A 25116-nucleotide genomic window follows, 5' to 3' on the forward strand; every position below is an offset into this window, starting at 1 on the left:
GCCCTGCGCGGACCGCATGAGACAGGGGCCAATCGGTCGGTAAACGGGCAGCGAACGCCCGGTAGCGCCATCCGATAGCCTCTGCCGACATGCCGCCCGGCCGCGTATCCGCGCCGGGTGCTCCACCATGCATGAGCCCGGCGCACTCTCGCGTCGGCACCCAAGGAGTGAGTTCGTCTGTCGACCGCCATCGTCACCGGTCAGCCGGTTCCCGGATCGTCCCTGGAGGGAGATCTGCGGGCGCTGGGCTTCGACGTGCGGCTCGCCCAGGACCCCGCGGACGCCGAAGAGGCGCTCGCGGCCGTCCCCGGCGAGCAGCGGGTCGCGGTCGTCGACGCGGGCTTCGTGGGCCATGTCCACGCCCTGCGCCTCGGCCTGACCGACCCGCGCTTTCCCGCGTCGGCGATCCCCGGCGCGGTCACCGCGCAGCCCGCCGCCCGCCAGGCGCTGACCCGCGCGGTCGCGCGGACCGGCGTCGACCCGGACGTCGTGGCCAAGAGCCTGGAGGCGGACGGCACCGACGTGCACCACCCCGAGCTCGGTGAGCTCGTCGCCGCGGTGCCCGCCGACCCGCAGGCCCGCAACGAGGCGCGGCAGGCCCTCGCCTCCGTCGACGACGAGGCGATCCGGCTGCGTACGGCGGTCAAGGCGCGCGACGGCTTCTTCACGACCTACTGCATCAGCCCGTACTCCCGCTACATCGCCCGCTGGTGCGCACGCCGGGGCCTGACCCCGAACCAGGTCACCACCGCGTCGCTGCTCGTCGCGGTGATCGCGGCGGGCTGCGCGGCCACCGGAACGCGCGGCGGGTTCGTCGCGGCGGGCGTCCTGCTGCTCGCCTCCTTCGTCCTGGACTGCACCGACGGGCAGCTCGCCCGCTACTCGCTGCAGTACTCGACGATGGGCGCCTGGCTGGACGCGACGTTCGACCGGGCCAAGGAGTACGCCTACTACGCGGGCCTCGCGCTCGGTGCCGCCAACGCGAGCGGCGACGACGTATGGGCGCTGGCGCTGGGCGCGATGGTGCTGCAGACCGGCCGGCACGTGATCGACTTCTCGTTCAACGAGGCGAACCACGACGCCGAGGCGCTGGGTAAATTGGCGGGGGCCAGCCCCACCGCGTCCCTTTCGGGCAAGCTCGACTCCGTCGGCTGGACCGTCTGGGCCCGCCGCATGGTCGTGCTGCCGATCGGTGAACGCTGGGCGCTGATCGCGCTGTTCACCGCGCTGACCACGCCGCGCATCACCTTCTACATGCTGCTCATCGGCTGTGCGCTCGCCGCCTGCTACACGACCGCGGGCCGCGTCCTGCGCTCGCTGACCCGCAGGGCGCGCCGTACGGACCGGGCCGCCGCGGCGCTCGGTGACCTCGCCGACTCCGGACCGATCGCCGAGGTGGTCGCGAAGGCCGTCAAGGCGAAGGCCGCTCCCGTGGTCGCCGCCGTCGGAGCCGTCGCGGTCGTCGCGGTGAGTGCGCTCACGGACTTCGGCAGCGTCTGGCCGATCGTGGCCGCGGCCGTGTACTGCGTCACGTCGGGCCTCGCCGTCTCCCGCCCCCTCAAGGGCTCCCTCGACTGGCTCGTGCCCCCGATATTCCGGGCCGGGGAGTACCTCACGATTCTCGTCCTCGCCGCCCGCGCGGACGTACAGGGCGCCCTGCCCGCGGCTTTCGGGCTCGTGGCGGCGGTCGCCTACCATCATTACGACACGGTGTACCGCATTCGCGGCAACGCCGGGGCACCCCCGCACTGGCTGGTGCGGACGATCGGCGGGCACGAAGGCCGGACCCTGGTGGTCACGGTCCTCGCCGCGCTGCTCACCCCCACAGATTTCGCCACTGCACTCACGGTGTTCGCCGTGGCCGTGGCACTCGTGGTGCTCGCAGAGAGCATCCGCTTCTGGGTCGCCTCCGCTCAGCGCGGAGAGCCCGCCGTACACGATGAAGGAGAACCCGCATGATCGGCCTCGTCCTGGCCGCCGGCGCCGGCAGCCGGCTCCGTCCCTACACCGAGACGCTTCCCAAGGCGCTCGTGCCCGTCGTGGGCGAGGGGACCGAGAACGAGCTCTCCGTACTCGACCTCACGCTGAAGAACTTCGCGGAGATCGGCCTCACCGAGGTCGGCATCATCGTCGGCTACCGCAAGGAGGTCGTCTACGAGCGCAAGGCCGCGCTCGAGGCGAAGTACGGCCTGAAGCTCACGCTGATCGAGAACGACGTGGCCGAGAAGTGGAACAACGCCTACTCCCTGTGGTGCGGCCGTGACGCCATGAAGCACACGGTGATCCTCGCCAACGGCGACACCGTGCACCCGGTCTCCGTCGAGAAGACGCTGCTCGCCGCCCGCGGCGAAGGCAAGAAGATCATCCTCGCGCTCGACACGGTCAAGGACCTGGGCGAAGAGGAGATGAAGGTCGTCGTGGACCCCGACAAGGGCGTCCAGAAGATCACGAAGCTGATGGACCCGTCCGAGGCCACCGGCGAGTACATCGGCGTCACCCTCATCGAGGGCGAGGCCGCCGACGAGCTGGCCGACGCCCTGAAGGCCACGTACGAGCGTGACCCGCAGCTGTACTACGAGGACGGCTACCAGGAGCTCGTGAACCGCGGCTTCAAGATCGATGTCGCGCCCATCGGCGACGTCCCGTGGGTCGAGATCGACAACCACGACGACCTGGCCAAGGGGCGGGAGATCGCGTGCCAGTACTGACGAGACTCATCCCCTCGCCGGTCGTCGTCGACATTCGGTCCGGGGCGCTCGACGACCTGGCCAAGGTCCTCGCCGACGGGAGGATCTCGTCGTCCACGGGGCGCCTGGCCATCGCGATCAGCGGTGGTTCGGGCGCCGCCCTGCGGGCCCGACTCGAGCCCTCGCTGCCCCGCGCCGAGTGGTTCGAGGTCGGCGGCGGCACCATCGACGACGCGATCAAGCTCGCCGACGACGTCAAGAAGGCCGGGCGCTACGACGCCCTGGTCGGGCTCGGCGGCGGCAAGATCATCGACTGTGCCAAGTTCGCGGCCGCGCGCGTCGGCGTGCCGCTGGTCGCCGTCGCGACGAACCTGTCGCACGACGGCCTGTGCTCGCCCGTCGCGACCCTCGACAACGACGCGGGCCGCGGCTCGTACGGTGTGCCGAACCCGATCGGCGTCGTCATCGACCTCGACATCATCCGCGAGGCCCCGGTGCGTTTCGTGCGCTCCGGCATCGGTGACGCCCTCTCCAACATCTCCGCGGTCGCGGACTGGGAGTTGGGCGCCCGTGAGCGCGGCGAGGACATCGACGGCCTGGCCGCCGCCATGGCCCGCCAGGCGGGCGAGGCGGTCCTGCGGCACCCCGGCGGCGTCGGCGACGACGACTTCCTTCAGGTGCTCGCGGAGGGCCTGGTCCTCACCGGTATCGCCATGTCGGTCTCCGGTGACTCGCGGCCCGCCTCCGGCGCCTGCCACGAGATCAACCACGCCTTCGATCTCCTGTACCCCAAGCGCGCCGCCAGCCACGGCGAGCAGTGCGGCCTGGGCGCGGCGTTCGCGATGCACCTGCGCGGTGCCCACGAGCAGTCCAAGTACATGGCCTCGGTGCTGCGCCGGCACGGCCTGCCGGTGCTGCCGGAGGAGATCGGCTTCAGCGTGGACGAGTTCGTGAAGGTCGTGGAGTTCGCTCCGCAGACCCGTCCGGGCCGCTACACGATCCTCGAGCACCTCGACCTCTCCACCGATCAGATCAGGGACGCCTACGCCGACTATGCAAAAGCCATCGGTAGCTGAACTCCGCCCGGTCGTTCACCCCGCCGGGGTGAAGGACCGCAGGAGCGGTGAGCACTGGATGGGCCGGCTCTACATGCGCGAGCTCTCGCTGCGTGTGGACCGCCACCTGGTGAACACCAAGGTCTCGCCCAACCAGCTGACCTACCTGATGACCGTCTGCGGTGTCCTCGCGGCCCCGGCGCTCCTGGTGCCGGGCATCTGGGGCGCGGTCCTCGGCGTCGTCGCGGTGCAGCTGTACCTGCTGCTCGACTGCGTCGACGGCGAGATCGCGCGCTGGCGCAAGCAGTACTCGCTGGCCGGCGTGTGGATGGACCGGGTCGGCGCGTACCTCACCGACGCCGCCGTCCTCGTCGGCTTCGGGCTGCGCGCCGCCGACCTGTTCGGCACGGGACGCATCGACTGGCTGTGGGCCTTCCTCGGCACGCTCGCCGCGCTCGGCGCCATCCTGATCAAGGCCGAGACGGACCTGGTCGGGCTCGCCCGCGCGGCGACCGGCAAGGAGCAGGTCAAGGAGTCCGCGTCCGAGATGCGCTCCTCCGGCATGGCCCTGGCCCGCAGGGCCGCGGCCATGCTGAAGTTCCACCGGCTCATCCTGGGCATCGAGGCGACGCTCCTCATCCTGGTCCTCGCGGTCGTGGACCAGATCCGGGGCGACCTGTTCTTCTCGCGCCTGGGTGTGGCCGTCCTGGCGGGCATCGCGCTCCTCCAGACCCTGCTCCACCTCGTGTCCATCCTCGCTTCGAGCAGGCTCAAGTGAGCGGCGGGACACAGCAGTTGAAGGTCGGCGCGGTTGTCATCACCATGGGCAACCGGCCGGCCGAGCTGCGCGCCCTCCTCGACTCGGTCGCCAAGCAGAACGGCGACCCGGTCGAGGTGGTCGTGGTCGGCAACGGCTCCCCGGTCCCGGACGTCCCCGAGGGCGTACGGACCATCGAGCTGCCCGAGAACCTCGGCATCCCCGGCGGCCGCAACGTCGGCATCGAGGCCTTCGGGCCGTCCGGCTCCGACGTCGACATCCTGATGTTCCTGGACGACGACGGGCTGCTTCCGCTGACGGACACGGCCGAGAAGTGCCGCGAGGCCTTCACCGGCGACCCGAAGCTCGGCATCGTCAGCTTCCGCATCGCGGACCCGGACACCGGCGAGACGCAGCGCCGGCACGTGCCGCGCCTTCGCGCCGCCGACCCGATGCGCTCCTCGCGCGTGACGACGTTCCTGGGCGGCGCCAACGCCGTGCGTACGCGGGTCATCGCCGAGGCAGGACCGCTGCCCGCCGAGTTCTTCTACGCCCACGAGGAGACCGACCTCGCCTGGCGTGCCCTCGACGCGGGCTGGATGATCGACTACCGCGCCGACATGGTGCTGCACCACCCCACCACGGCCCCGTCCCGGCACGCGGTCTACCACCGCATGGTGGCCCGCAACCGGGTCTGGCTGGCCCGCCGCAATCTGCCCGCGCTCCTGGTGCCCGTGTACCTCGGCGTCTGGCTGCTCCTCACCCTGGCCCGCCGGCCCTCGGGCCCGGCACTGAAGGCCTGGCTGGGCGGCTTCAAGGAAGGCTGGACGACCCCCTGCGGGCCCAGGCGTCCCATGAAGTGGCGTACCGTGTGGCGGCTGACCCGACTGGGCCGACCCCCTGTCATCTGACAAGCTCGTGCCTGACGGCAGGCCGTGCATTTGAAGACGAAAGTTCCTCTTGTGAGTGAGACAACGCATGACGCCGGTGTCGCGGTGAGCGCGACGCCGTCGCCGGACGACGGGCTCTCCCGGCGGGAGCTCGCCGCGAAGTACGGCTTGACCGTGAGCGGGGCCCGCCCCGGACTGTTCGAGTACGCACGGCAGCTGTGGGGCCGGCGCCACTTCATCCTCGCCTTCTCGCGGGCGAAGCTGACCGCCCAGTACAGCCAGGCCAAGCTCGGCCAGGTGTGGCAGGTGGCGACACCGCTGCTGAACGCGGCGGTCTACTACTTCATCTTCGGCAAGCTGCTCGGCACCGACCGGGGCATGGGGCAGGACGTCTTCATCCCGTTCCTGGTGACGGGCGTCTTCGTCTTCACGTTCACGCAGTCCTCGGTGATGTCGGGCGTGCGGGCGATCTCCGGGAACCTGGGCCTGGTGCGCGCGCTGCACTTCCCGCGCGCCTCGCTCCCCATCTCCTTCGCGCTGCAGCAGCTCCAGCAGCTGCTGTTCTCGATGATCGTGCTGGTCGTCATCACGTGCGCGTTCGGTAGCTACCCGTCGCTGTCCTGGCTGCTGATCGTGCCGATCCTGGCCCTGCAGTTCCTGTTCAACATGGGACTCGCGCTCATCATGGCCAGGGCGGGCTCGAAGACCCCGGACCTCGCCCAGCTGATGCCGTTCGTCATGCGTACGTGGATGTACGCGTCCGGCGTCATGTTCAGCATCCCCACGATGCTCGCGGACAAGAACGTCGCGCCCTGGGTCACGGACGTCCTGCAATGGAACCCGGCTGCGGTCTACATGGACCTGATGCGCTTCGCGCTCATCGACGGGTACGACCGGGGCAACCTGCCGCACCACGTGTGGTTCATCGCGCTCGGCTGGGCCCTGGTCGTCGCGGTCGGCGGCTTCATCTACTTCTGGAAGGCAGAGGAGCGGTACGGCCGTGGCTGATCTCGACAACCCCACCGACGCGCACGTCCCCACGGTCATCGCCGACGAGCTGCACATCGTGTACCGCGTCAACGGCGCCAAGACCGGCAAGGGCAGCGCCACCTCGGCACTGAGCCGGATCGTCAAGCGCGGCGACGAGCGCGGCGTGCGCAAGGTGCACGCCGTCAAGGGCGTCTCCTTCACCTCCTACCGCGGCGAGGCCATCGGCCTCATCGGGTCGAACGGCTCCGGCAAGTCGACCCTGCTGCGCGCCATCGCGGGCCTGCTGCCCGCCGAGAAGGGCAAGGTCTACACGAACGGCCAGCCCTCGCTGCTCGGCGTGAACGCGGCCCTGATGAACGACCTGACGGGCGAGCGCAACGTCATCCTCGGCGGTCTCGCCATGGGCATGTCCCGCGAGGAGATCAGGTCGCGCTACCAGGACATCGTCGACTTCTCCGGCATCAACGAGAAGGGCGACTTCATCACGCTGCCGATGCGGACGTACTCGTCCGGCATGGCCGCGCGTCTGCGCTTCTCCATCGCGGCCGCCAAGGACCACGACGTGCTGATGATCGACGAGGCGCTGGCCACCGGTGACCGCAAGTTCCAGAAGCGCTCCGAGGCCCGCATCCGTGAACTGCGCAAGGAGGCCGGAACGGTCTTCCTGGTGAGTCACAACAACAAGTCCATCCGCGACACCTGTGAACGCGTCCTTTGGCTGGAGCGCGGGGAACTGCGTATGGATGGTCCGACGGCCGAGGTACTCAAGGAGTACGAGAAGTTCACGGGCAAGTAACCGCCCGCCTCTGGACCACGTCATATGAGGCCCTACCGGCTTCCGTCCGGTGGGGCCTCTGATATGCCTGTAGGTACCAAGCAATTGACGATCACGGTCAAGGGCGGGTCAACTTCCTTGCCCTGAAGGAATCTTGGCGTCAATCGGTGTGTTGTTGTGATGTGCAGAACACCCCGACGCGAGGGCGGGCGTTGTACAACGTAAGCTGTACCGGCCTCAATCGCGGCATGTGGGGCGATAAGGCGCGACATCCCGACCCCTGCGGGGCCGGGTCGCCGCGCGGGCGACCGGGCGGCGTGTCCGAAATGAGATGCATTGGGTCCGCAGTGTAGAACGGGAGTTGTGACGGCAATGGCTATGGAAACTCTCCAGCTCCACGGGGCTTTCGCCGTCCTCGGGGAAGCGGGCCGCACCCGGTGAGCGCGCACCCCCGAGTGCGCCCCGAGAGCCCTGTCGACACAGCGAGCCCGGTGAGCGCCACCCTCGACAAGGCCGCCGAGGAGAACTTCCCGGTGGCCCCCTTCTTCCTGCCCCGCGCCTGGCGCGACGACCTGATGGCCGTATACGGGTTCGCTCGCCTCGTCGACGACATCGGTGACGGCGACCTCGCCCCCGGCGGCGCGGACGCCCGCTTCCTGGGCGTGTCACCCGATCAGGCGCACGACCGCCTCGCGATGCTGGACGCCTTCGAGGCCGACCTGTGCCGGGTCTTCGGCGACTCCGACGGCCCGCCCCGCCACCCGCTCCTGAAGGCGCTGCAGCCCACCGTCCGCCGCCGCTCGCTGACCCCCGAGCCGTTCCTCGGCCTCATCGCCGCGAACCGCCAGGACCAGCTGGTCACGCGCTACGAGACGTACGACGACCTGCTCGCCTACTGCGAGCTGTCCGCCAACCCCGTGGGCCGCCTCGTCCTTGCCATCACCGGCACCGCGACCCCCGAGCGCATCCGCCTCTCGGACGCGGTCTGCACCGGGCTCCAGATCGTCGAGCACCTCCAGGACGTGGCCGAGGACCTGGACCGCGACCGGATCTACCTGCCGGCCGAAGACCTGAAGAAGTTCCACGTCGACGAGACGGATCTCGCCGCCCCGAGCGCGGGCGCATCGGTGCGCGCGCTGGTCGCGTACGAGGCCGAACGCGCCCTGAAGCTGCTGAATGAAGGCACCCCGCTGGTGGGTAGCGTCCACGGCAGGCTGAAGCTGCTGCTGGCAGGGTTCGTCGCAGGAGGGAAAGCGGCGGTCCACGCGATCACCGCCGTTTCGTACGACGTGCTTCCGGGACCACCCAAACCCACCAAGGCGCGGTTGCTGCGCGAGGTGGGAGCGACTCTGCGAGGAGAGGGGTGAGCAACACCGTGGAGTCTGACCAGACCGTGTCGGCGCCGGTGCTCGCCGCATACAGCTACTGCGAGACCGTCACCGGGCAGCAGGCCCGCAACTTCGCCTACGGGATCCGGCTGCTGCCGACCTCGAAGCGGCGCGCCATGTCGGCGCTCTACGCGTTCTCGCGCCGCGTCGACGACATCGGCGACGGCGGCCTGGAGCCCGACATCAAGGCGCACCGGCTCGACGAGACCAGGGCGCTGCTCGGCCGCGTCCAGGACGGCAAGGTCGAGGAGGACGACACCGACCCGGTGGCCGTCGCCCTCGCCGATGCCGCGAGCCGCTTCCCGATCCCGCTGGACGCGCTCGACGAGCTGATCGACGGCGTCCTGATGGACCTGCGCGGCGAGACCTACGAGACCTGGGACGACCTGAAGGTCTACTGCCGGTGCGTCGCGGGCGCCATCGGGCGGGTCTCGCTGGGTGTGTTCGGTACGGAACCGGGGGCGCGCGGCGTCGAGCGCGCGCCGGAGCTCGCCGACACGCTCGGCCTCGCGCTCCAACTCACCAACATCCTCCGCGACGTGCGCGAGGACGCCGCCGACGGGCGCACCTATCTGCCCGCCGACGACCTCGCCAAGTTCGGCTGCTCGGCGGGGTTCCAGAGTTCCGTGCCGCCCGCCGGCTCGGACTTCGCCGGGCTCGTGCACTTCGAAGTGCGGCGCGCCCGCGCCCTGTTCGCCGAGGGCTACCGGCTGCTGCCCATGCTCGACCGGCGCTCCGGCGCCTGCGTCGCCGCCATGGCCGGCATCTACCGCCGGCTGCTCGACCGCATCGAGCGCGACCCCGAGGCCGTGCTGCGCGGCCGGGTCTCCCTGCCCGGGCACGAGAAGGCGTACGTCGCCGTGCGCGGCCTGTCAGGCCTGGACACCCGCACCGTCGTGCGCGGCGCCACCCGCGGCACCACCAGGAGGCGCGCCTGATGGCAAGCGCGGGGCAGAGCGGCGTAGCCGGGCCGAAGCGGCGGGCAACCCTCCGCAGCGGCGAGGCGTCCCTGCATGCAACGGTCGGTCGCGTGTTCGCCACATCCGTCGAACCCGGCCCCACAGGGGCCGTACGCACCACCGAGAGCACCACCCAGGGGGAGGGCGCATGAGCGAGGGGAGCACGTCCGGCGACGTGCGCCAGGCGGACGCCGCGGGGGACCGCGGGCGCCCCACCGCGGTGGTCGTCGGCGGTGGGCTCGCGGGGATCACGTCCGCGCTCGCGCTCGCCGACGGAGGCATGGACGTCACCCTCCTCGAAGGGCGCCCCCGGCTGGGCGGCCTCGCGTTCTCCTTCAAGCGCGGCGACCTCACCGTCGACAACGGCCAGCACGTGTACCTGCGCTGCTGCACCGCCTACCGCTGGTTCCTCGACCGCGTCGACGCCGCCGCGCTCGCGCCCCTGCAGGAACGACTCGACGTGCCCGTACTCGACGCCGAGAGGAACCGGCTCGGCCGGCTGCGGCGCACGGCGCTGCCCGTGCCGCTGCACCTGGCCAAGAGCCTCGCCACGTACCCGCACCTGTCGCTCGCCGAGCGGGCCAACGTCGGCCGCGCCGCGCTCGCCCTCAAGGGCCTCGACCCCACCGATCCGGCGCTCGACAAACGGGACTTCGGCTCCTGGCTGGCCGAACACGGTCAGACGCAGCGGGCCATCGACGCGCTGTGGGACCTCGTCGGCGTCGCGACCCTGAACGCGGTGGCGGGGGACTCCTCGCTGGGCCTGGCCGCCATGGTCTTCAAGACCGGGCTGCTGTCCGAGCCCGGCGCCGCCGACATCGGGTGGGCCAAGGTGCCCCTCGGTGAACTCCACGACACTCTCGCCCGCAAGGCGCTCGACTCCGCGGGCGTACGCACCGAACTCCGTACACGCGTCACCTCCATCTCCCGTACGGACAACGGGCGTTGGGCCGTCGAGGTTCCCGAAGGGCCGGACAGTTCCGGCCAGATCCTCGCCGCCGACACCGTCGTGCTCGCCGTGCCGCAGCGCGAGGCGCACGACCTGCTGCCCGCCGGAGCCCTCGACGACGCCGGCCGGCTGCTCGACATCGGCACCGCGCCGATCCTCAACCTGCACGTCGTCTACGGCCGCAAGGTCCTCAAGCAGCCCTTCTTCACCGCGCTCGGCTCGCCGGTCCAGTGGGTCTTCGACCGCACCGACGCCTCGGGACTCGCCCGTACGCTGCCGGAAGCCCAGTACCTCGCCGTCTCCCAGTCGGCCGCGCAGGACGAGATCGACGCGCCGGTCGCCGAGCTGCGCAAGCGGTACCTGCCGGAGCTGGAGCGGCTGCTGCCCGCCGCGCGCGGCGCCACGATCCACGACTTCTTCGTCACCCGGGAGCGGACGGCGACCTTCGCGCCGACCCCCGGCGTCGGCGCGCTGCGGCCCACGGCCCGCACCAATGCCCCCGGCCTGTACCTGGCCGGCGCGTGGACCGCCACCGGGTGGCCCGCGACCATGGAAAGCGCTGTCCGCAGCGGCACCAGTGCCGCCGACGCGGCGCTCGCCGCGCTCGGCCGCCCCCGCGGCCATCTGTACCGGGAGGCGGCGTGACCAGCGAACTTCCCACGGTGGACGTGACCAGCGACCTACCCCCGGTGGACGTGACCAACGCCCTGCCCCAGGTCGACAAGCCGACAACGCTGTATCCGGTTACACAAGGAGAGACTGTGCCACCTGTGCCCTCGGCCCCAGAGGCTGCCGACGCGGTGGACGTGACCGCGCTTTTGGAGCGCGGCCGAACCCTGGCCACCCCCGTGCTGAAGGCGGCGGTGGACCGCCTGGCGTCACCGATGGACACCGTCGCCGCGTACCACTTCGGCTGGATCGACGCCGAGGGCAACCCGGCCGACGGTGACGGCGGCAAGGCCGTGCGCCCCGCCCTGGCCGTGCTGTCCGCACAGGCCGCGGGCGCCGACCCGGAGGTCGGCGTGCCGGGCGCCGTCGCGGTCGAGCTCGTCCACAACTTCTCGCTGCTGCACGACGACCTGATGGACGGCGACGAGCAGCGCCGCCACCGCGACACGGTGTGGAAGGTGCACGGCCCCGCCCAGGCGATCCTCGTCGGCGACGCCCTCTTCGCGCTGGCCAACGAGGTCATCCTGGAGCTGGAGACCGTCGACGCGGGCCGCGCCACGCGCCGCCTGACCACCGCGACCCGCGCCCTCATCGACGGGCAGGCGCAGGACATCGGGTTCGAGCACCGCGAGCGCGTCAGCGTCGTGGAGTGCCTGGAGATGGAGGGCAACAAGACGGGCGCGCTGCTCGCCTGCGCCTCCTCCATCGGCGCGGTCCTCGGCGGCGCCGACGACGCGACCGCCGACGCCCTGGAGAAGTACGGCTACCACCTGGGCCTCGCCTTCCAGGCCGTCGACGACCTGCTCGGCATCTGGGGCGACCCCGAGTCGACCGGCAAGCAGACCTGGAGCGACCTGCGCCAGCGCAAGAAGTCCCTGCCGGTCGTCGCCGCGCTCGGCGCCGGCGGACCGGCCTCCGAGCAACTCGGCGAGCTCTTGGCCGCCGACGCCAAGGACGTCGACTTCGACACCTTCACCGAGGCGGACTTCGCCGCCCGCGCCGCCCTCATCGAGGAGGCCGGCGGGCGCGAGTGGACCGCCGAAGAAGCGCGGCGCCAGTACGCCGTCGCCCTCGAAGCCCTGGACTCCGTCCAGATGTCAGCCACGGTGCGCGCCCAGTTCGTGGCGCTCGCCGACTTCGTCGTCGTACGAAAGAGATGATCACTATCGGCCGTATATGACTCGCAGTCGCCGGCCGGTGTCCCGCCAGGGCTCCGGCCGACGGTTACCCAGCAGAGAAGAAGCACTGCATGAAGGGATAGCCATGACAGCGACGACCGACGGAAGCTCCGGCGCCACGGCGCCGCAGACGACCTCGGCCACCACTGCCCAACTGACCGACACGACCCCCGGGGCCAGCGGGCCCCAAACCGCCGCCGGCCGAGCCATACAGCGCGCCACGGACTTCCTGCTCGCGCGGCAGGACGACCGGGGCTGGTGGAAGGGCGACCTCGACACGAACGTGACGATGGACGCCGAAGACCTGCTGCTGCGCCAGTTCCTCGGCATCAGGGACAAGGCCACCACCGACGCCGCCGCGCTGTTCATCCGCGGCGAGCAGCGCGAGGACGGCACCTGGGCCACCTTCTACGGCGGCCCCGGCGAACTGTCCACCACCATCGAGGCGTACGTCGCGCTGCGCCTGGCCGGTGACTCCCCGGACGACGCGCACATGGCCAAGGCCTCCGCGTGGATCCGCGAGCGCGGCGGAATCGCCGCCAGCCGCGTGTTCACCCGGATCTGGCTGGCCCTGTTCGGCTGGTGGAAGTGGGACGACCTCCCCGAACTCCCGCCGGAGCTCATCTACTTCCCCAAGTGGATGCCGCTCAACATCTACGACTTCGGATGCTGGGCGCGGCAGACGATCGTGCCGCTCACCGTGGTCTCCGCGAAGCGCCCGGTGCGCCCCGCGCCGTTCCCGCTGGACGAGCTGCACACCGACGCCCGCGATCCGAACCCCGCCAAGCCCCTTGCCCCGGTGGCGAGTTGGGACGGCGCGTTCCAGCGGCTCGACAAGATCATGCACGGCTATCAAAAGGTGGCCCTCAAGCGGCTGCGCAAGTCGGCGATGAACTCCGCGGCCCGCTGGATCGTCGAGCGCCAGGAGAACGACGGCTGCTGGGGCGGCATCCAGCCGCCCGCCGTCTACTCCGTCATCGCGCTCCACCTGCTCGGCTACGACCTCGAACACCCGGTCCTCAAGGCCGGGTTGGCGTCCCTCGACCGGTTCGCCGTGTGGCGCGAGGACGGGGCCCGGATGATCGAGGCCTGCCAGTCGCCGGTGTGGGACACGTGCCTTGCGATCATCGCGCTCGCCGACGCGGGCCTGCCCGCCGACCACCCGGCGCTCGTCAAGGCCGCCGAGTGGATGATCACCGAGCAGATCGACCGGCCGGGCGACTGGTCCGTGCGCAGGCCCGCGCTCGAACCCGGGGGCTGGGCCTTCGAGTTCGACAACGACAACTACCCCGACATCGACGACACCGCCGAGGTCGTGCTCGCGCTGCGCCGCGTCGCCCACCCCGACAAGGCGCGCGTCGAGAGGGCCATCGAGCGCGGCGTGCGCTGGAACCTCGGGATGCAGTCGAAGAACGGCGCGTGGGGCGCCTTCGACGTCGACAACACCAGCCCGTTCCCCAACCGGCTGCCGTTCTGCGACTTCGGCGAGGTCATCGACCCGCCGTCCGCCGACGTCACCGGGCACGTCGTCGAGATGCTCGCCATCGAGGGCCACACGCGCGACCCGCGCACCCGGCGCGGCATCGAGTGGCTGCTCGCCGAACAGGAGGACAGCGGCGCCTGGTTCGGCCGCTGGGGCGTCAACTACGTCTACGGCACAGGGTCCGTGGTGCCCGCCCTGATCGCGGCCGGCCTGCCCGCCTCGCACCCCGCGATCAGACGGGCCGTCAGCTGGCTGGAGTCCGTCCAGAACGAGGACGGCGGCTGGGGTGAGGACCTGCGCTCGTACCGCTACGAGGACTGGAAGGGGCACGGCGCCTCGACCGCCTCGCAGACCGGGTGGGCGCTGCTCGCGCTGCTCGCGGCGGGGGAGCGGGAGACGAAGGCCGTCGAACGAGGTGTCACGTACCTCGCCGACACCCAGACCGAGGACGGCACCTGGGACGAGCCGTACTTCACCGGGACCGGCTTCCCCTGGGACTTCTCGATCAACTACCACCTGTACAGGCAGGTGTTCCCGCTGACCGCACTCGGTCGGTATGTCAACGGCGAGCCCTTCAGTGACAAGGGCGCCGCCCCCAAGGGGAGCTGATGACCGCATCGCCGGTGGCCCGCCCACCGGAGACCGCGCCGCTGCTGGTCGCCTGCGCGCTCGGCATCGAGCACCTCGCGCTGCGCAGCGGCAGCCGGGCCGGGGCCACGAGCCCCGTGACCGTGCTGCGTACGGGCATGGGGCCGAAGGCCGCCGAGCAAGCGGTGACCCGCGCCCTCGGTGACGCCGTGCTGCGCGACGCCGCCGTCGTGGCCACCGGGTTCTGCGCCGGGCTCGCGCCCGGCATGCACCCCGGCGACCTGGTGGTGGCCGAAGAGACCCGTGACACGTACGGCGCCACGCCGTGCGCGGGCACGGAGCTCCTGGTCAAGGAGCTGGTCAAGGCCGTGCCGGGCAGGACCGTGCACACCGGGCCGCTGACCGGCTCGGACCACGTGGTGCGCGGTCACGAGCGTGCCGACCTGCTCGCGACCGGCGCGATCGCCGTCGACATGGAGTCGGCCGCGACCCTGCGGGCGGCCGGTGGCACCGGGAAGCGTCCGGTTGCCGCCGTCCGGGTGGTCGTGGACGCTCCAGAACATGAACTCGTCAGGATCGGCACGGTTCGCGGTGGACTATCGGCTTTCCGTGTCCTTCGTGCCGTCCTTCCCGCTTTTTTTGAATGGCACCGTTCTTTGCTGCTCCCTCGGAGGTGAGCCCAGATGGCCATGCCGCTTCGTCAATCCATCAAGGTCGCGACCTATCTCGTTGAACAGAAGATCCGCCGGCGGGACAAGTTTCCGCTCATCGTCGAATTGGAGCCGCTCTTCGCCTGCAACCTGGCGTGCGAGGGCTGCGGAAAGATCCAGCACCCGGCCGGGGTGCTCAAGCAGCGCATGCCGGTCGCCCAGGCCGTCGGCGCCGTCCTCGAGTCGGGCGCGCCGATGGTGTCCATCGCCGGCGGTGAGCCGCTGATGCACCCTCAGATCCACGAGATCGTGCGGCAGTTGGTGGCCAAGAAGAAGTACGTCTTCCTGTGCACCAATGCGATGCTGCTGCGCAAGAAGATGGAGAAGTTCACGCCCTCGCCGTACTTCGCCTTCACGGTGCACATCGACGGCATGCGCGAGCGGCACGACGAGTCCGTCGCCAAGGAAGGTGTCTTCGACGAGGCGGTCGAGGCGATCAAGGAGGCCAAGAAGCGCGGCTTCCGGGTCACCACGAACTCGACCTTCTTCAACACGGACACCCCGCAGAACATCATCGAGGTGCTCAACTACCTCAACGACGACCTCCAGGTCGACGAGATGATGATCTCGCCCGCGTACGCCTACGAGAAGGCGCCCGACCAGGACCACTTCCTGGGCGTCACGCAGACCCGTGAACTGTTCAAGAAGGCGTTCACGGGTGGCAACAGGCGGCGCTGGCGGCTCAATCACTCGCCCCTGTTCCTCGACTTCCTCGAGGGCAAGGTCGACTTCCCGTGCACCGCGTGGGCCATCCCCAACTACTCGCTCTTCGGCTGGCAGAAGCCCTGCTATCTGATGGCGGACGGGTACGTGCCCACGTACAAGGAGCTCATCGAGAAGACCGACTGGGACGCCTACGGCCGCGGCAAGGACCCGCGCTGCGACAACTGCATGGCGCACTGCGGCTACGAGCCGACGGCCGTGCTCGCCACCATGGGGTCGCTGAAGGAGTCCATCCGCGCCGTGTCCGAGACCGTCGCCGGGAATCGTGGGTGACGACGCCATGAATCCCGGAGAGCCCGTCCCACTGGGCCTCCCCGAGGTACCGGTCCGACCTATCGCTGAACGGCGGGTCAGCCGTCAGATCCAGGTCGGACCGGTGGCCGTGGGAGGCGGGGCACCCGTTTCCGTACAGTCGATGACCACGACGCGCACGTCCGACATCGGGGCGACGCTGCAGCAGATCGCCGAACTGACCGCCTCCGGCTGCCAGATCGTGCGAGTGGCGTGCCCCACGCAGGACGACGCGGACGCGCTCGCGACCATCGCGCGCAAGTCGCAGATCCCCGTGATCGCGGACATTCACTTCCAGCCGAAGTACGTGTTCGCCGCCATCGACGCGGGGTGCGCGGCGGTGCGCGTGAACCCGGGCAACATCAAGCAGTTCGACGACAAGGTGAAGCAGATCGCGCGGGCGGCATCGGACGCCGGCACACCGATCCGCATCGGGGTCAACGCCGGCTCGCTGGACAAGCGCCTGCTCCAGAAGTACGGGAAGGCGACCCCGGAGGCCCTCGTCGAGTCGGCGCTGTGGGAGGCCTCGCTCTTCGAGGAGCACGGCTTCCGGGACATCAAGATCTCGGTGAAGCACAACGACCCCGTGGTGATGGTCAACGCGTACCGGCAGCTCGCCGCCGCGTGCGACTACCCGCTGCACCTCGGGGTCACCGAGGCAGGACCCGCCTTCCAGGGCACCATCAAGTCCGCCGTGGCCTTCGGAGCGCTGCTCTCCGAGGGCATCGGTGACACCATCCGGGTCTCGCTGTCCGCGCCGCCCGCCGAGGAGTGCAAGGTCGGCATCCAGATCCTGGAGTCGCTGGGCCTGCGGCAGCGGCGCCTGGAGATCGTGTCGTGCCCGTCGTGCGGGCGCGCGCAGGTCGACGTCTACAAGCTCGCCGACGAGGTGACCGCCGGGCTCGAAGGCATGGAGGTGCCGCTGCGCGTGGCCGTCATGGGGTGCGTGGTCAACGGTCCGGGGGAGGCCCGCGAGGCGGACCTCGGTGTCGCGTCCGGCAACGGCAAGGGCCAGATCTTCGTCAAGGGCGAGGTCGTCAAGACCGTCCCCGAGTCGAAGATCGTCGAGACGCTCATTGAAGAGGCGATGCGGATCGCCGAACAGATGGAGAAGGACGGCGTCGCGTCGGGAGCTCCCGACGTCACCGTGAGCTGAGTTCTGAAGTGCTGAGTTCTTAAGTACGGATGGGAAGGGGGCTCGAGCGTGACGATTCTGGAGAGCATCCGGGGGCCGCGCGACCTGAAGGCGCTGAGCGAGGAGGAGATCGGTGAACTGGCCCATGAGGTCAGAGAGTTCCTGATTCACGCGGTCGCGAGGACGGGGGGACACCTCGGGCCGAACCTGGGCGTGGTGGAACTGTCCATCGCGCTGCACCGGGTCTTCGAATCGCCGGTCGACCGCCTCGTGTGGGACACCGGCCACCAGAGCTATGTGCACAAGCTTCTGACGGGCAGCCAGGACTTCTCCAAGCTGCGCGGCAAGGGCGGCCTGTCCGGCTACCCCTCGCGCGAGGAGTCCGAGCACGACATCGTGGAGAACTCGCACGCCTCCACGGCCCTCGGCTGGGCCGACGGCCTCGCCAAGGCACGCCAGGTGCAGGGCGAGCGCGGGCACGTCGTCGCCGTCATCGGGGACGGCGCGCTGACCGGGGGCATGGCCTGGGAGGCCCTGAACAACATCGCGGCCGCCAAGGACCGGCCGCTGATCATCGTCGTCAACGACAACGAGCGCTCGTACGCGCCCACGATCGGCGGCCTCGCCAACCATCTGGCGACGCTGCGCACCACGGACTCGTACGAGAAGGTGCTGGCCTGGGGCAAGGACGTGCTGCTGAAGACCCCCGTGGTCGGGCACACGGTCTACGAGTCGCTGCACGGCGCGAAGAAGGGCTTCAAGGACGCGTTCGCGCCGCAGGGCATGTTCGAGGACCTCGGCCTGAAGTACGTCGGTCCCATCGACGGCCATGACGTGGGCGCCGTCGAATCCGCCCTGCGACGTGCAAAACGCTTCCATGGCCCGGTACTTGTGCACTGCCTGACCGAGAAGGGGCGCGGCTACGAGCCCGCGCTCGCCGACGAGGCCGACCGCTTCCACACCGTCGGCGTGATGGACCCGCTCACCTGCGAGCCGCTCGCGCCGTCCAACGGGCCCTCCTGGACCTCGGTGTTCGGCGACGAGATCGCGGCGATCGGGCGCGAGCGCGAGGACGTCGTCGCGATCACCGCGGCGATGCTGCACCCGGTGGGGCTCACCAAGTTCGCGGAGGAGTTCCCCGAGCGGGTGTGGGACGTCGGGATCGCCGAACAGCACGCCGCCGTGTCGGCCGCCGGACTTGCAACGGGCGGACTGCACCCGGTCGTTGCCGTGTACGCGACCTTCCTCAACCGGGCCTTCGACCAGCTCCTCATGGACGTCGCTCTGCACAAATGCGGAGTCACCTTCGTACTCGACCGGGCCGGCGTCACCGGCGCCGACGGGGCATCCCACAACGGCATGTGGGACATGTCCGTGCTCCAGGTCGTGCCCGGCCTGCGGATCGCCGCGCCACGCGACGCCGACCAACTCCGCTCGCAGCTACGGGAAGCGGTCGCCGTCGACGACGCACCGACCATGCTGCGGTTCCCCAAGGAGTCGGTGGGTGAGCCGATCGCGGCCGTCGACCGGGTCGGTGGCGTCGACGTGCTGCACCGGGCCGGGGAGCCGCGGGTGCTGCTCGTCTCGGTCGGCGTGATGGCGCCGGTGTGCCTCCAGACCGCGGATCTGCTGGAGGCGCGCGGCATCAACTGCACTGTGGTGGACCCGCGTTGGGTCAAGCCCGTCGACCCCGACCTCGCGCCGCTCGCCGCCGCGCACGAGCTGGTCGCCGTCGTCGAGGACAACAGCAAGGCGGCGGGTGTCGGCTCGGCCGTCGCGCTCGCCCTCGGCGAGGCCGAAGTCGACGTCCCCGTACGGCGGTTCGGCATCCCGGAGCAGTTTCTGGCGCACGGCAAGCGGGGCGAGGTGCTCGCCGACATCGGTCTGACGCCTGTGGAGATCGCGGGGCGGATCAGCGCCAGCATGAGCCGCACAGCGGATAGTCGATCTGCGGGTAGTCGAACAGCGGGCAGTTCCACAACGGGCAGTCCCACAGCGGGCAAGGAGATCAACGCATGAGCAAGGAGTTCGACCTCGGCACGCTGCTCGCCGAGCGCGGCGCCGAACGGTACGAGCTGCACACCAAGTACCTCAACCACCAGCTGCCGAAAATGCTCCACACCATCGGCTTCGACAAGGTCTACGAGCGGGCCGAGGGCGCGCACTTCTGGGACGCGGACGGCAACGACTACCTGGACATGCTCGCCGGGTTCGGTGTCATGGGCCTCGGCCGGCACCACCCCGTCGTACGCAAGGCGCTGCACGACGTCCTCGACGCCTCTCTCGCCGACCTGACCCGCTTCGACTGCCAGCCGCTGCCGGGCCTGCTCGCCGAGAAACTGGTGGCGCACAGCCCGCACCTGGACCGGGTGTTCTTCGGCAACAGCGGTACGGAGGCGGTGGAGACGGCGCTGAAGTTCGCGCGGTACGCGACCGGCAAGCCGCGGATCCTGTACTGCGCGCACGCCTTCCACGGCCTGACGACCGGTGCGTTGTCGGTGAACGGGGAGGACGGCTTCCGCGACGGCTTCGCCCCGCTGCTGCCCGACACCCCGATCCCGCTCGGCGATCTCGACGCGCTGGCAAGGGAATTGAAGAAGGGCGACGTCGCCGGGCTCATCGTCGAACCGATCCAGGGCAAGGGCGTGTACGAGTCGCCGCCCGGCTATCTGAGGGCCGCGCAGGAGCTGCTGCGGGGGCACAAGGCGCTGCTGATCGCGGACGAGGTGCAGACGGGTCTCGGTCGCACCGGCGACTTCTACGCCTACCAGCACGAGGAGGGCGTAGAACCGGACCTGGTGTGCGTCGCCAAGGCGCTGTCGGGCGGGTATGTGCCGGTCGGCGCGACGCTCGGCAAGGACTGGATCTTCAAGAAGGTCTACTCGTCCATGGACCGGGTCCTCGTCCACTCGGCGAGCTTCGGCTCCAACGCGCAGGCGATGGCGGCGGGCCTCGCGGTCCTGTCCGTCATGGAGGACGAGGAGACGGTCGCGAACGCGCGGGCGATGGGCGAGCTGCTGAAGTCCCGGCTCGCCGAACTCATCGACCGCTACGAGCTGTTGAGTGACGTGCGCGGGCGCGGGCTCATGATCGGCATCGAGTTCGGGCGGCCCAAGTCCCTGAAACTGCGCAGCCGTTGGACGATGCTGCAGGCCGCGCGCAAGGGCCTGTTCGCGCAGATGGTCGTGGTGCCGCTGCTCCAGAAGCACCGGATCCTGACCCAGGTCTCCGGCGACCACCTCGAAGTCATCAAACTGATCCCGCCGCTCGTGGTGAACGAGGCCGACGTCGAGCGCTTCGTCGAGGCGTTCACGGCGGTCATGGACGACGCGCACAGTGGGGGCGGGCTGATGTGGGACTTCAGCAAGACGCTGATCAAACAGGCGGTGGCGAACCGCTGAGGGTGTCCCTCCCGGCTTCGGGCGGTGGCGCTTCGGGCGGTGGCTTCGGCTTTTGCCTCTGAGGCAAGAAAGTTGCCGGAGGGGCACGGCTCTGGCTGAATCGACAGCATGAGCCCTGCCCTCTCGCCGGACCAGCCGGATCAGCCGGACGAGGTCGACGGTGCGGAGGTCCCGGAACCCCCGGAACTTCCCGCCGTCGCACCCCAGCTCCGCGAACTGCGCCGCCGCGCGGCCCTCACCCTGGAGGCCGCCGCCGGAACCGCCGGCCTGTCCCCGGCGCACCTCTCCCGCCTGGAGACCGGACAGCGTCAGCCTTCGCTCCCGATGCTGCTCTCACTCGCCCGTATCTACGGTACGACCGTATCCGAACTGCTCGGCGAGACCCCCGCCGACCGGGACGCGGTCGTGCGCGGCGGCACGATGGAGCCCACCGAGGCCGGGGGCTGGACGTACCGGCAGGCCGGGTCGCCCGGCCGCGGCATGCAGGCGTTGCAGGTCCACGCGCCGTACGGGTCCCAGGGCGATGTCGTACGAGTGCATCCGGGGGAGGAGTGGCTGTACGTCCTGTCGGGGCGCCTGCGGCTGCGGCTCGGGGACACGTCCTACCTGCTCGACCCGGGCGACAGTTCCCACTTCGACTCGCTCACCCCGCACCGCATCGCCGCCGTCGACGAGGGCGGCGTCGACTTCCTCTTCGTCCACACCCTGCTGCAGAGCCCGACGGCCGCGCTGTGCCTCGGCCCGTCGGCGGGACCGGTAAAGGAGACCCGTCATGGCTGACACGTCCGATGCGGCTCACACGGCTGACACGACCGGGTCGACCCCGGGGCCGGCCCGCCGCGACATAGAGGACAAGCTCCCGCGCGGCATTCTCGTTCGGGTCCTCGTGTACGTCTTCGCGGGGCATGCGCTGGCCGGGTTCATCTATTTGCTGTTCACGCTGGGCGGGAATCAGTGAGGCGGTACTCGGCGTGAGGCGGGACCCCCTACTGCAGTAGCACCTCCATATTGGCTCCTGGGTATGACGCCAGGCGCCCGACCGTTCTCGCACACTCCTCTCCGTCAGAGCGAGGAAGAGTACGAGAGGGCGGGACAGGGCCATGAGGCTACGCAGGGGCAAGCAGCGGACGATCGAGGACAACCGGCCGGAGGCGCGGGCCGGCACGCCGGGTCTCGCTGTCGAACTGCGCGGTGTGCGGCGGCAGTACGGGCGCGGTGCCGGTGCGGTGCACGCCCTTGCGGGCGTCGATCTCGCTCTGCCGCGCGGCACGTTCACGGCCGTGATGGGGCCGTCCGGTTCCGGCAAGTCCACCTTCCTGCAGTGCGCCGCCGGGCTCGACCGGCCGTCGGCGGGATCCGTGCATCTTGGTGGCACGGAGATCACCGGCATGAGCGAGAACCGGCTCACCGAGCTGCGCCGCAGCCGCCTCGGCTTCGTTTTCCAGGCGTTCAACCTGCTGCCGTCGCTGACCGTGGAGCAGAACGTGCTGCTGCCCTTGCGTCTCGCCGGGCGCCGCCAGGACCGCCGCCGGGCGGCCGCGATGCTCGCGCAGGTCGGACTCGCGGACAAGGCGCGGCGCCGGCCCGGCGAACTCTCCGGTGGCCAGCAGCAGCGGGTGGCCATCGCCCGCGCCCTGGTCACGAACCCCGACGTGGTGTTCGCCGACGAGCCCACCGGCGCCCTCGACACAGGCACCGCCGCCGAGGTCCTGGGCCTGCTCCGCAACGCCGTCGACCACCTCGGTGCCACCGTCGTCATGGTCACGCACGACCCGGCCGCGGCCGCCTGGGCCGACCGCGTGCTGTTCCTCGCCGACGGCGCCTTCGCCGACAGCCTGGAGCGCGGTTCGGCGGAGCAGATCGCGGCGCGGATGGCGACGCTCGCCGCCCGCACCTCCCGCGCGGGCGCGATGGCGGGGGCGGCGGCATGAGGAGCCTTGGCCCCAACGGCCTCGCGCGGGCGGCCGTACGCTTCAAACCCGCCTCGTTCGCAGGCACATTCGTCGCGCTGCTGATGTCGGCTCTGATCGTCGCGGCCTGCGGCACCCTGCTGGAGACGGGTGTACGTGCTTCGGTTCCGGCGGAGCGGTACGCGAGGGCGCAGGTCGTGGCGGCGGCCGACCAGTCCGCGCGGGTCGTCGCCGACACCGTCGACGGTCCCGAGGAATCCGCGTACCCGCTGCCGGACACCGCGCGCGTGGACGCGGGGCTCGCGGCGAAGGCGGCCCGGGCGCCGGGTGCCGAGGCGGCGGTGGCGGACTTCACCTTCCCGGTGCGGCAGGGCTCCTCCTCGCCCAGCACGCTCACCGGCCACGGCTGGGGCTCGCACGCCTTCACCGGGACCGCGCTGTCGGCGGGCGCCGCGCCGCGCACGGGAGAGGTGGCGCTCGACGCCGCCGCGGCCCGAAGCGCGAAGGTCGGCGTCGGCGACACTGTGACGCTCGAAACGGCGGCGGGACGCGCGGAGTTCAGGGTGTCCGGTCTTGCCGAGGCCGGGGCCGGGGACACCACGGCGGCAGGCACGGCGGCCAGCGGCGGAGCCACGGCCTGGTTCGCCGATGCGGAGGCCCCGGCGCTGTCCGGGCACCCCGGCAAGGCCGACGCCATCGCCGTACTGGCCAAGGACGGCGCGGACACCGGCGCCCTCGCCACCGCCGTCGAGAAGGCCCTGACCGGCTCCGGCGCACAGGTGCTCACCGGTGACGACCGCGGCGAGGTCGAGGACCACGGCCTCGCGTACGCCAAGGAGACGCTCACCGCACTTGGCGGTTCCTTCGGCGGGATCGCCACGCTGGTCGCCGTCTTCACCGCGGCCGGCACGGTCGCCCTCTCCGTCGGCCAGCGCACCCGCGAGTTCGCGCTGCTGCGTGCTGTCGGCGCCACCCCACGGCAGATCCGCCGGGCGGTCGCCTCCGAGGCGCTGCTCGTCGCGCCGCTCGCCGGGGTGCTCGGGTGCCTGCCGGGCATCGGGCTCGCGCACTGGTGGTTCGGGCAGCTGAAGGACCGCGGGGCCGTCCCGCAGGCGGTCGAGCTGCACGTCTCGTGGATCCCGCTGGTCGCGGCCGTCGGGACCGGGCTGCTCACGGCGCTCGGTGCCGGGTGGATCGCCGGGCGCAGGCCCGCGAAGATCAAGCCGGGTCAGGCGCTCGCCGAGGCCTCGGTGGAGCGGCTGCGCCCGGGCGTCATCCGTACGGTGCTCGGGGTCGCGGCCCTCGGCGGCGGATCGGCGCTCGCCGGCGTCGCGGCCTCCACCGCCGGAGCCGACGCGGCGAACGCCTCGCTCGGCGTCGTCATGCTCTTCATGCTCGCCGTCTCGCTGCTCGGCCCGCTGGTGGCCCGGCTGTGCGCGGCGCTCTTCGGCCTACTGCTGCGCGGGGGAGGGGCCTCGGCCTCGCTGGCGGCCGCCAATTCCCGGTCGAATTCCCGGCGGTTGGCCTCCGCGATCACGCCGATCGTGCTGGCGATGGCCTTCGCCTCGACGCTGGTCTTCATGCACACGAGCGAGAGCAAGGTCTCCGCGGACCAGTTGCGCGAGGGCATCACGGCGGACCACGTCGTCACCAACCCGGCGGGCCTGCCCGCGGGCGCCGCCGACCGGGCCGCCCACGCTCCCGGCGTGGACGCGGCCGTGAGCCTGCTCGACACGCAGGTGCTCGTACCGGTCGACTCGGGCGGCGAGACGTCGTTGCAGGCAACGGCGACCCAGGGCATCTCGGGCTCCGGCGCCGAGCTGGCCAAGGTGCAGGACCTGGATGTGCGCGGCGGCAGCCTGGACCGCGTGGGCGCGGGCCGCATCGCCATCGACAAGACCCTTGCCACGGCGGCGAAGGTGAAGGTCGGCGACAAGCTGCCGCTCTACCTCCCCGACGGCACGAAGGCCCGCCCGGAAGTCGCCGCGGTCTACGGCCGGGGCCTCGGCCTGGCGGCGGTGACCATGGACCGCGCGTCCCTGGCCGGCCACGTCACCTCGGGCTTCGACGGCACGCTACTGGTGCGCGGCGGCGATGCCGAGCCGCTCACCGCACTGGGCAGGGTCACCGATGCCTCGGGCTATGCCGTCGCGCAGAGCGTGGACAGCGAACTGGGGGCCTGGTCCAACTACATGATGGCCGCGGTCCTGGGCGGCTTCGCCGCCGTCGCGGCGGTCAACACCCTGGTGATGACGGTCCTGGACCGCCGTCGCGAACTCACCGTGCTCCGCCTTGTCGGCTCCACGCGCCGCCAGGTGCTGCGGATGCTCCACTGGGAGAGCCTGCTGGTGTCGGCGGCGGGGGTGGCGCTCGGCACCACCATCGCGCTGATCACGCTGACCCCGATGATGCGCGGCATGACGGGGGAGTCCCCGTACATACCACCGCTGCTGTACGGCACGTTCGCCGCGAGCGCGGTGTGCCTCGGTCTGCTCGCCGTAACCCTCCCTGCCCGCGCGGCACTTCGCGACAGGGAGGGGTGACGTCGGGTCCGCGGCTCGGGCCCGGGGCCACGGCT

At 70.8% G+C, this 25116-nt stretch carries 21 protein-coding genes; all 21 read left to right on the forward strand.

All coding sequences use genetic code 11. The features are described from left to right. The first annotated feature begins 177 nt into the window (after nt 1-177). The 21 genes from OHA73_RS36195 (at nt 178) to OHA73_RS36295 (ending at nt 25081) form a co-directional block, all read left to right on the forward strand. Entirely contained in the window at nt 178-1959 is a 1782-nt protein-coding gene (locus OHA73_RS36195) for a DUF5941 domain-containing protein (protein WP_266719048.1), read from the forward strand. After that, on the forward strand, nt 1956-2708 hold the full coding sequence (locus OHA73_RS36200; protein WP_266715834.1) for a phosphocholine cytidylyltransferase family protein: 753 nt from the start codon (nt 1956-1958) through the stop codon (nt 2706-2708). The genes OHA73_RS36195 and OHA73_RS36200 overlap by 4 nt, the downstream gene beginning before the upstream one ends. After that, nucleotides 2696-3763, forward strand: coding sequence for an iron-containing alcohol dehydrogenase family protein (locus OHA73_RS36205; protein ID WP_266715835.1), 1068 nt, complete (start codon nt 2696-2698; stop codon nt 3761-3763). The genes OHA73_RS36200 and OHA73_RS36205 overlap by 13 nt, the downstream gene beginning before the upstream one ends. Next, nucleotides 3741-4520 (forward strand): CDP-alcohol phosphatidyltransferase family protein, encoded by a 780-nt coding sequence (locus tag OHA73_RS36210; RefSeq protein ID WP_266715836.1) that lies wholly within the window; start codon nt 3741-3743, stop codon nt 4518-4520. The genes OHA73_RS36205 and OHA73_RS36210 overlap by 23 nt, the downstream gene beginning before the upstream one ends. Before the next feature lie 17 nt (nt 4521-4537). Beyond that, nucleotides 4538-5410 carry a glycosyltransferase family 2 protein gene (locus OHA73_RS36215; RefSeq protein WP_327658596.1) on the forward strand — a complete coding sequence of 291 codons (873 nt, stop codon included), beginning with the start codon at nt 4538-4540 and terminating at the stop codon, nt 5408-5410. Between the two features lie 51 nt (nt 5411-5461). Beyond that, nucleotides 5462-6397, forward strand: a complete 936-nt coding sequence (locus OHA73_RS36220; RefSeq protein WP_266715837.1) for an ABC transporter permease — start codon at nt 5462-5464, stop codon at nt 6395-6397. Then, the gene (locus OHA73_RS36225) at nt 6390-7175 is read left to right on the forward strand and encodes an ABC transporter ATP-binding protein (protein WP_266715838.1); all 786 of its coding nucleotides are present in this window, start codon (nt 6390-6392) and stop codon (nt 7173-7175) included. The genes OHA73_RS36220 and OHA73_RS36225 overlap by 8 nt, the downstream gene beginning before the upstream one ends. Before the next feature lie 434 nt (nt 7176-7609). Then, nucleotides 7610-8521, forward strand: a complete 912-nt coding sequence (gene hpnC / locus OHA73_RS36230; RefSeq protein ID WP_443063235.1) for a squalene synthase HpnC — start codon at nt 7610-7612, stop codon at nt 8519-8521. Next, the gene (gene hpnD, locus OHA73_RS36235; protein WP_266715841.1) at nt 8518-9480 is read left to right on the forward strand and encodes a presqualene diphosphate synthase HpnD; all 963 of its coding nucleotides are present in this window, start codon (nt 8518-8520) and stop codon (nt 9478-9480) included. Before hpnC ends, hpnD begins: the two co-directional genes overlap by 4 nt. Nucleotides 9481-9649: 169 nt before the next feature. Next, nucleotides 9650-11095: a hydroxysqualene dehydroxylase HpnE gene (gene hpnE, locus OHA73_RS36240; protein WP_327657251.1), complete on the forward strand. Its 1446-nt coding sequence runs from the start codon at nt 9650-9652 to the stop codon at nt 11093-11095. A 125-nt stretch (nt 11096-11220) separates the two neighbouring features. Beyond that, nucleotides 11221-12279, forward strand: a complete 1059-nt coding sequence (locus OHA73_RS36245; protein WP_266719051.1) for a polyprenyl synthetase family protein — start codon at nt 11221-11223, stop codon at nt 12277-12279. Nucleotides 12280-12382: 103 nt separating this feature from the next. Further along, on the forward strand, nt 12383-14389 hold the full coding sequence (gene shc, locus OHA73_RS36250; RefSeq protein ID WP_327657252.1) for a squalene--hopene cyclase: 2007 nt from the start codon (nt 12383-12385) through the stop codon (nt 14387-14389). Further along, the gene (locus OHA73_RS36255; protein WP_266715847.1) at nt 14389-15045 is read left to right on the forward strand and encodes a phosphorylase family protein; all 657 of its coding nucleotides are present in this window, start codon (nt 14389-14391) and stop codon (nt 15043-15045) included. The genes shc and OHA73_RS36255 overlap by 1 nt, the downstream gene beginning before the upstream one ends. A gap of 6 nt (nt 15046-15051) precedes the next feature. Further along, on the forward strand, nt 15052-16074 hold the full coding sequence (gene hpnH, locus OHA73_RS36260) for an adenosyl-hopene transferase HpnH (protein WP_266715849.1): 1023 nt from the start codon (nt 15052-15054) through the stop codon (nt 16072-16074). Nucleotides 16075-16081: 7 nt separating this feature from the next. Continuing rightward, a complete protein-coding gene (gene ispG / locus OHA73_RS36265; RefSeq protein ID WP_266715851.1) occupies nt 16082-17248 on the forward strand; it encodes a flavodoxin-dependent (E)-4-hydroxy-3-methylbut-2-enyl-diphosphate synthase in 1167 nt (388 codons plus the stop codon). 48 nt (nt 17249-17296) lie between these two features. After that, nucleotides 17297-19246 (forward strand): 1-deoxy-D-xylulose-5-phosphate synthase, encoded by a 1950-nt coding sequence (gene dxs / locus OHA73_RS36270; protein WP_327657253.1) that lies wholly within the window; start codon nt 17297-17299, stop codon nt 19244-19246. Beyond that, the gene (locus OHA73_RS36275) at nt 19243-20628 is read left to right on the forward strand and encodes an aspartate aminotransferase family protein (protein WP_327657254.1); all 1386 of its coding nucleotides are present in this window, start codon (nt 19243-19245) and stop codon (nt 20626-20628) included. The genes dxs and OHA73_RS36275 overlap by 4 nt, the downstream gene beginning before the upstream one ends. Nucleotides 20629-20736: 108 nt before the next feature. Beyond that, nucleotides 20737-21408: a helix-turn-helix domain-containing protein gene (locus tag OHA73_RS36280; protein ID WP_327657255.1), complete on the forward strand. Its 672-nt coding sequence runs from the start codon at nt 20737-20739 to the stop codon at nt 21406-21408. Beyond that, nucleotides 21401-21586: a DUF6126 family protein gene (locus OHA73_RS36285; protein ID WP_327657256.1), complete on the forward strand. Its 186-nt coding sequence runs from the start codon at nt 21401-21403 to the stop codon at nt 21584-21586. The genes OHA73_RS36280 and OHA73_RS36285 overlap by 8 nt, the downstream gene beginning before the upstream one ends. Before the next feature lie 142 nt (nt 21587-21728). Next, nucleotides 21729-22559 (forward strand): ABC transporter ATP-binding protein, encoded by an 831-nt coding sequence (locus tag OHA73_RS36290; protein WP_327657257.1) that lies wholly within the window; start codon nt 21729-21731, stop codon nt 22557-22559. Beyond that, complete coding sequence (locus tag OHA73_RS36295) at nt 22556-25081, forward strand: ABC transporter permease (protein ID WP_327657258.1); 2526 nt, start codon at nt 22556-22558, stop codon at nt 25079-25081. Before OHA73_RS36290 ends, OHA73_RS36295 begins: the two co-directional genes overlap by 4 nt. Nucleotides 25082-25116 lie beyond the last annotated feature (35 nt).

It is taken from the genome of Streptomyces sp. NBC_00483 (assembly GCF_036013745.1).
In the GTDB taxonomy this organism is placed as follows: Bacteria; Actinomycetota; Actinomycetes; order Streptomycetales; family Streptomycetaceae; genus Streptomyces.

Coding starts and splice junctions, on each gene's coding strand:
- OHA73_RS36200 (WP_266715834.1), top strand. CDS start 1,956: ATGATCGGCCTCGTCCTGGCCGCCGGCGCCGGCAGCCGGCTCCGTCCC.
- OHA73_RS36210 (WP_266715836.1), top strand. CDS start 3,741: ATGCAAAAGCCATCGGTAGCTGAACTCCGCCCGGTCGTTCACCCCGCC.
- hpnE (WP_327657251.1), top strand. CDS start 9,650: ATGAGCGAGGGGAGCACGTCCGGCGACGTGCGCCAGGCGGACGCCGCG.
- shc (WP_327657252.1), top strand. CDS start 12,383: ATGACAGCGACGACCGACGGAAGCTCCGGCGCCACGGCGCCGCAGACG.
- OHA73_RS36255 (WP_266715847.1), top strand. CDS start 14,389: ATGACCGCATCGCCGGTGGCCCGCCCACCGGAGACCGCGCCGCTGCTG.
- hpnH (WP_266715849.1), top strand. CDS start 15,052: ATGGCCATGCCGCTTCGTCAATCCATCAAGGTCGCGACCTATCTCGTT.
- ispG (WP_266715851.1), top strand. CDS start 16,082: ATGAATCCCGGAGAGCCCGTCCCACTGGGCCTCCCCGAGGTACCGGTC.
- OHA73_RS36275 (WP_327657254.1), top strand. CDS start 19,243: ATGAGCAAGGAGTTCGACCTCGGCACGCTGCTCGCCGAGCGCGGCGCC.
- OHA73_RS36280 (WP_327657255.1), top strand. CDS start 20,737: ATGAGCCCTGCCCTCTCGCCGGACCAGCCGGATCAGCCGGACGAGGTC.
- OHA73_RS36285 (WP_327657256.1), top strand. CDS start 21,401: ATGGCTGACACGTCCGATGCGGCTCACACGGCTGACACGACCGGGTCG.
- OHA73_RS36290 (WP_327657257.1), top strand. CDS start 21,729: ATGAGGCTACGCAGGGGCAAGCAGCGGACGATCGAGGACAACCGGCCG.
- OHA73_RS36295 (WP_327657258.1), top strand. CDS start 22,556: ATGAGGAGCCTTGGCCCCAACGGCCTCGCGCGGGCGGCCGTACGCTTC.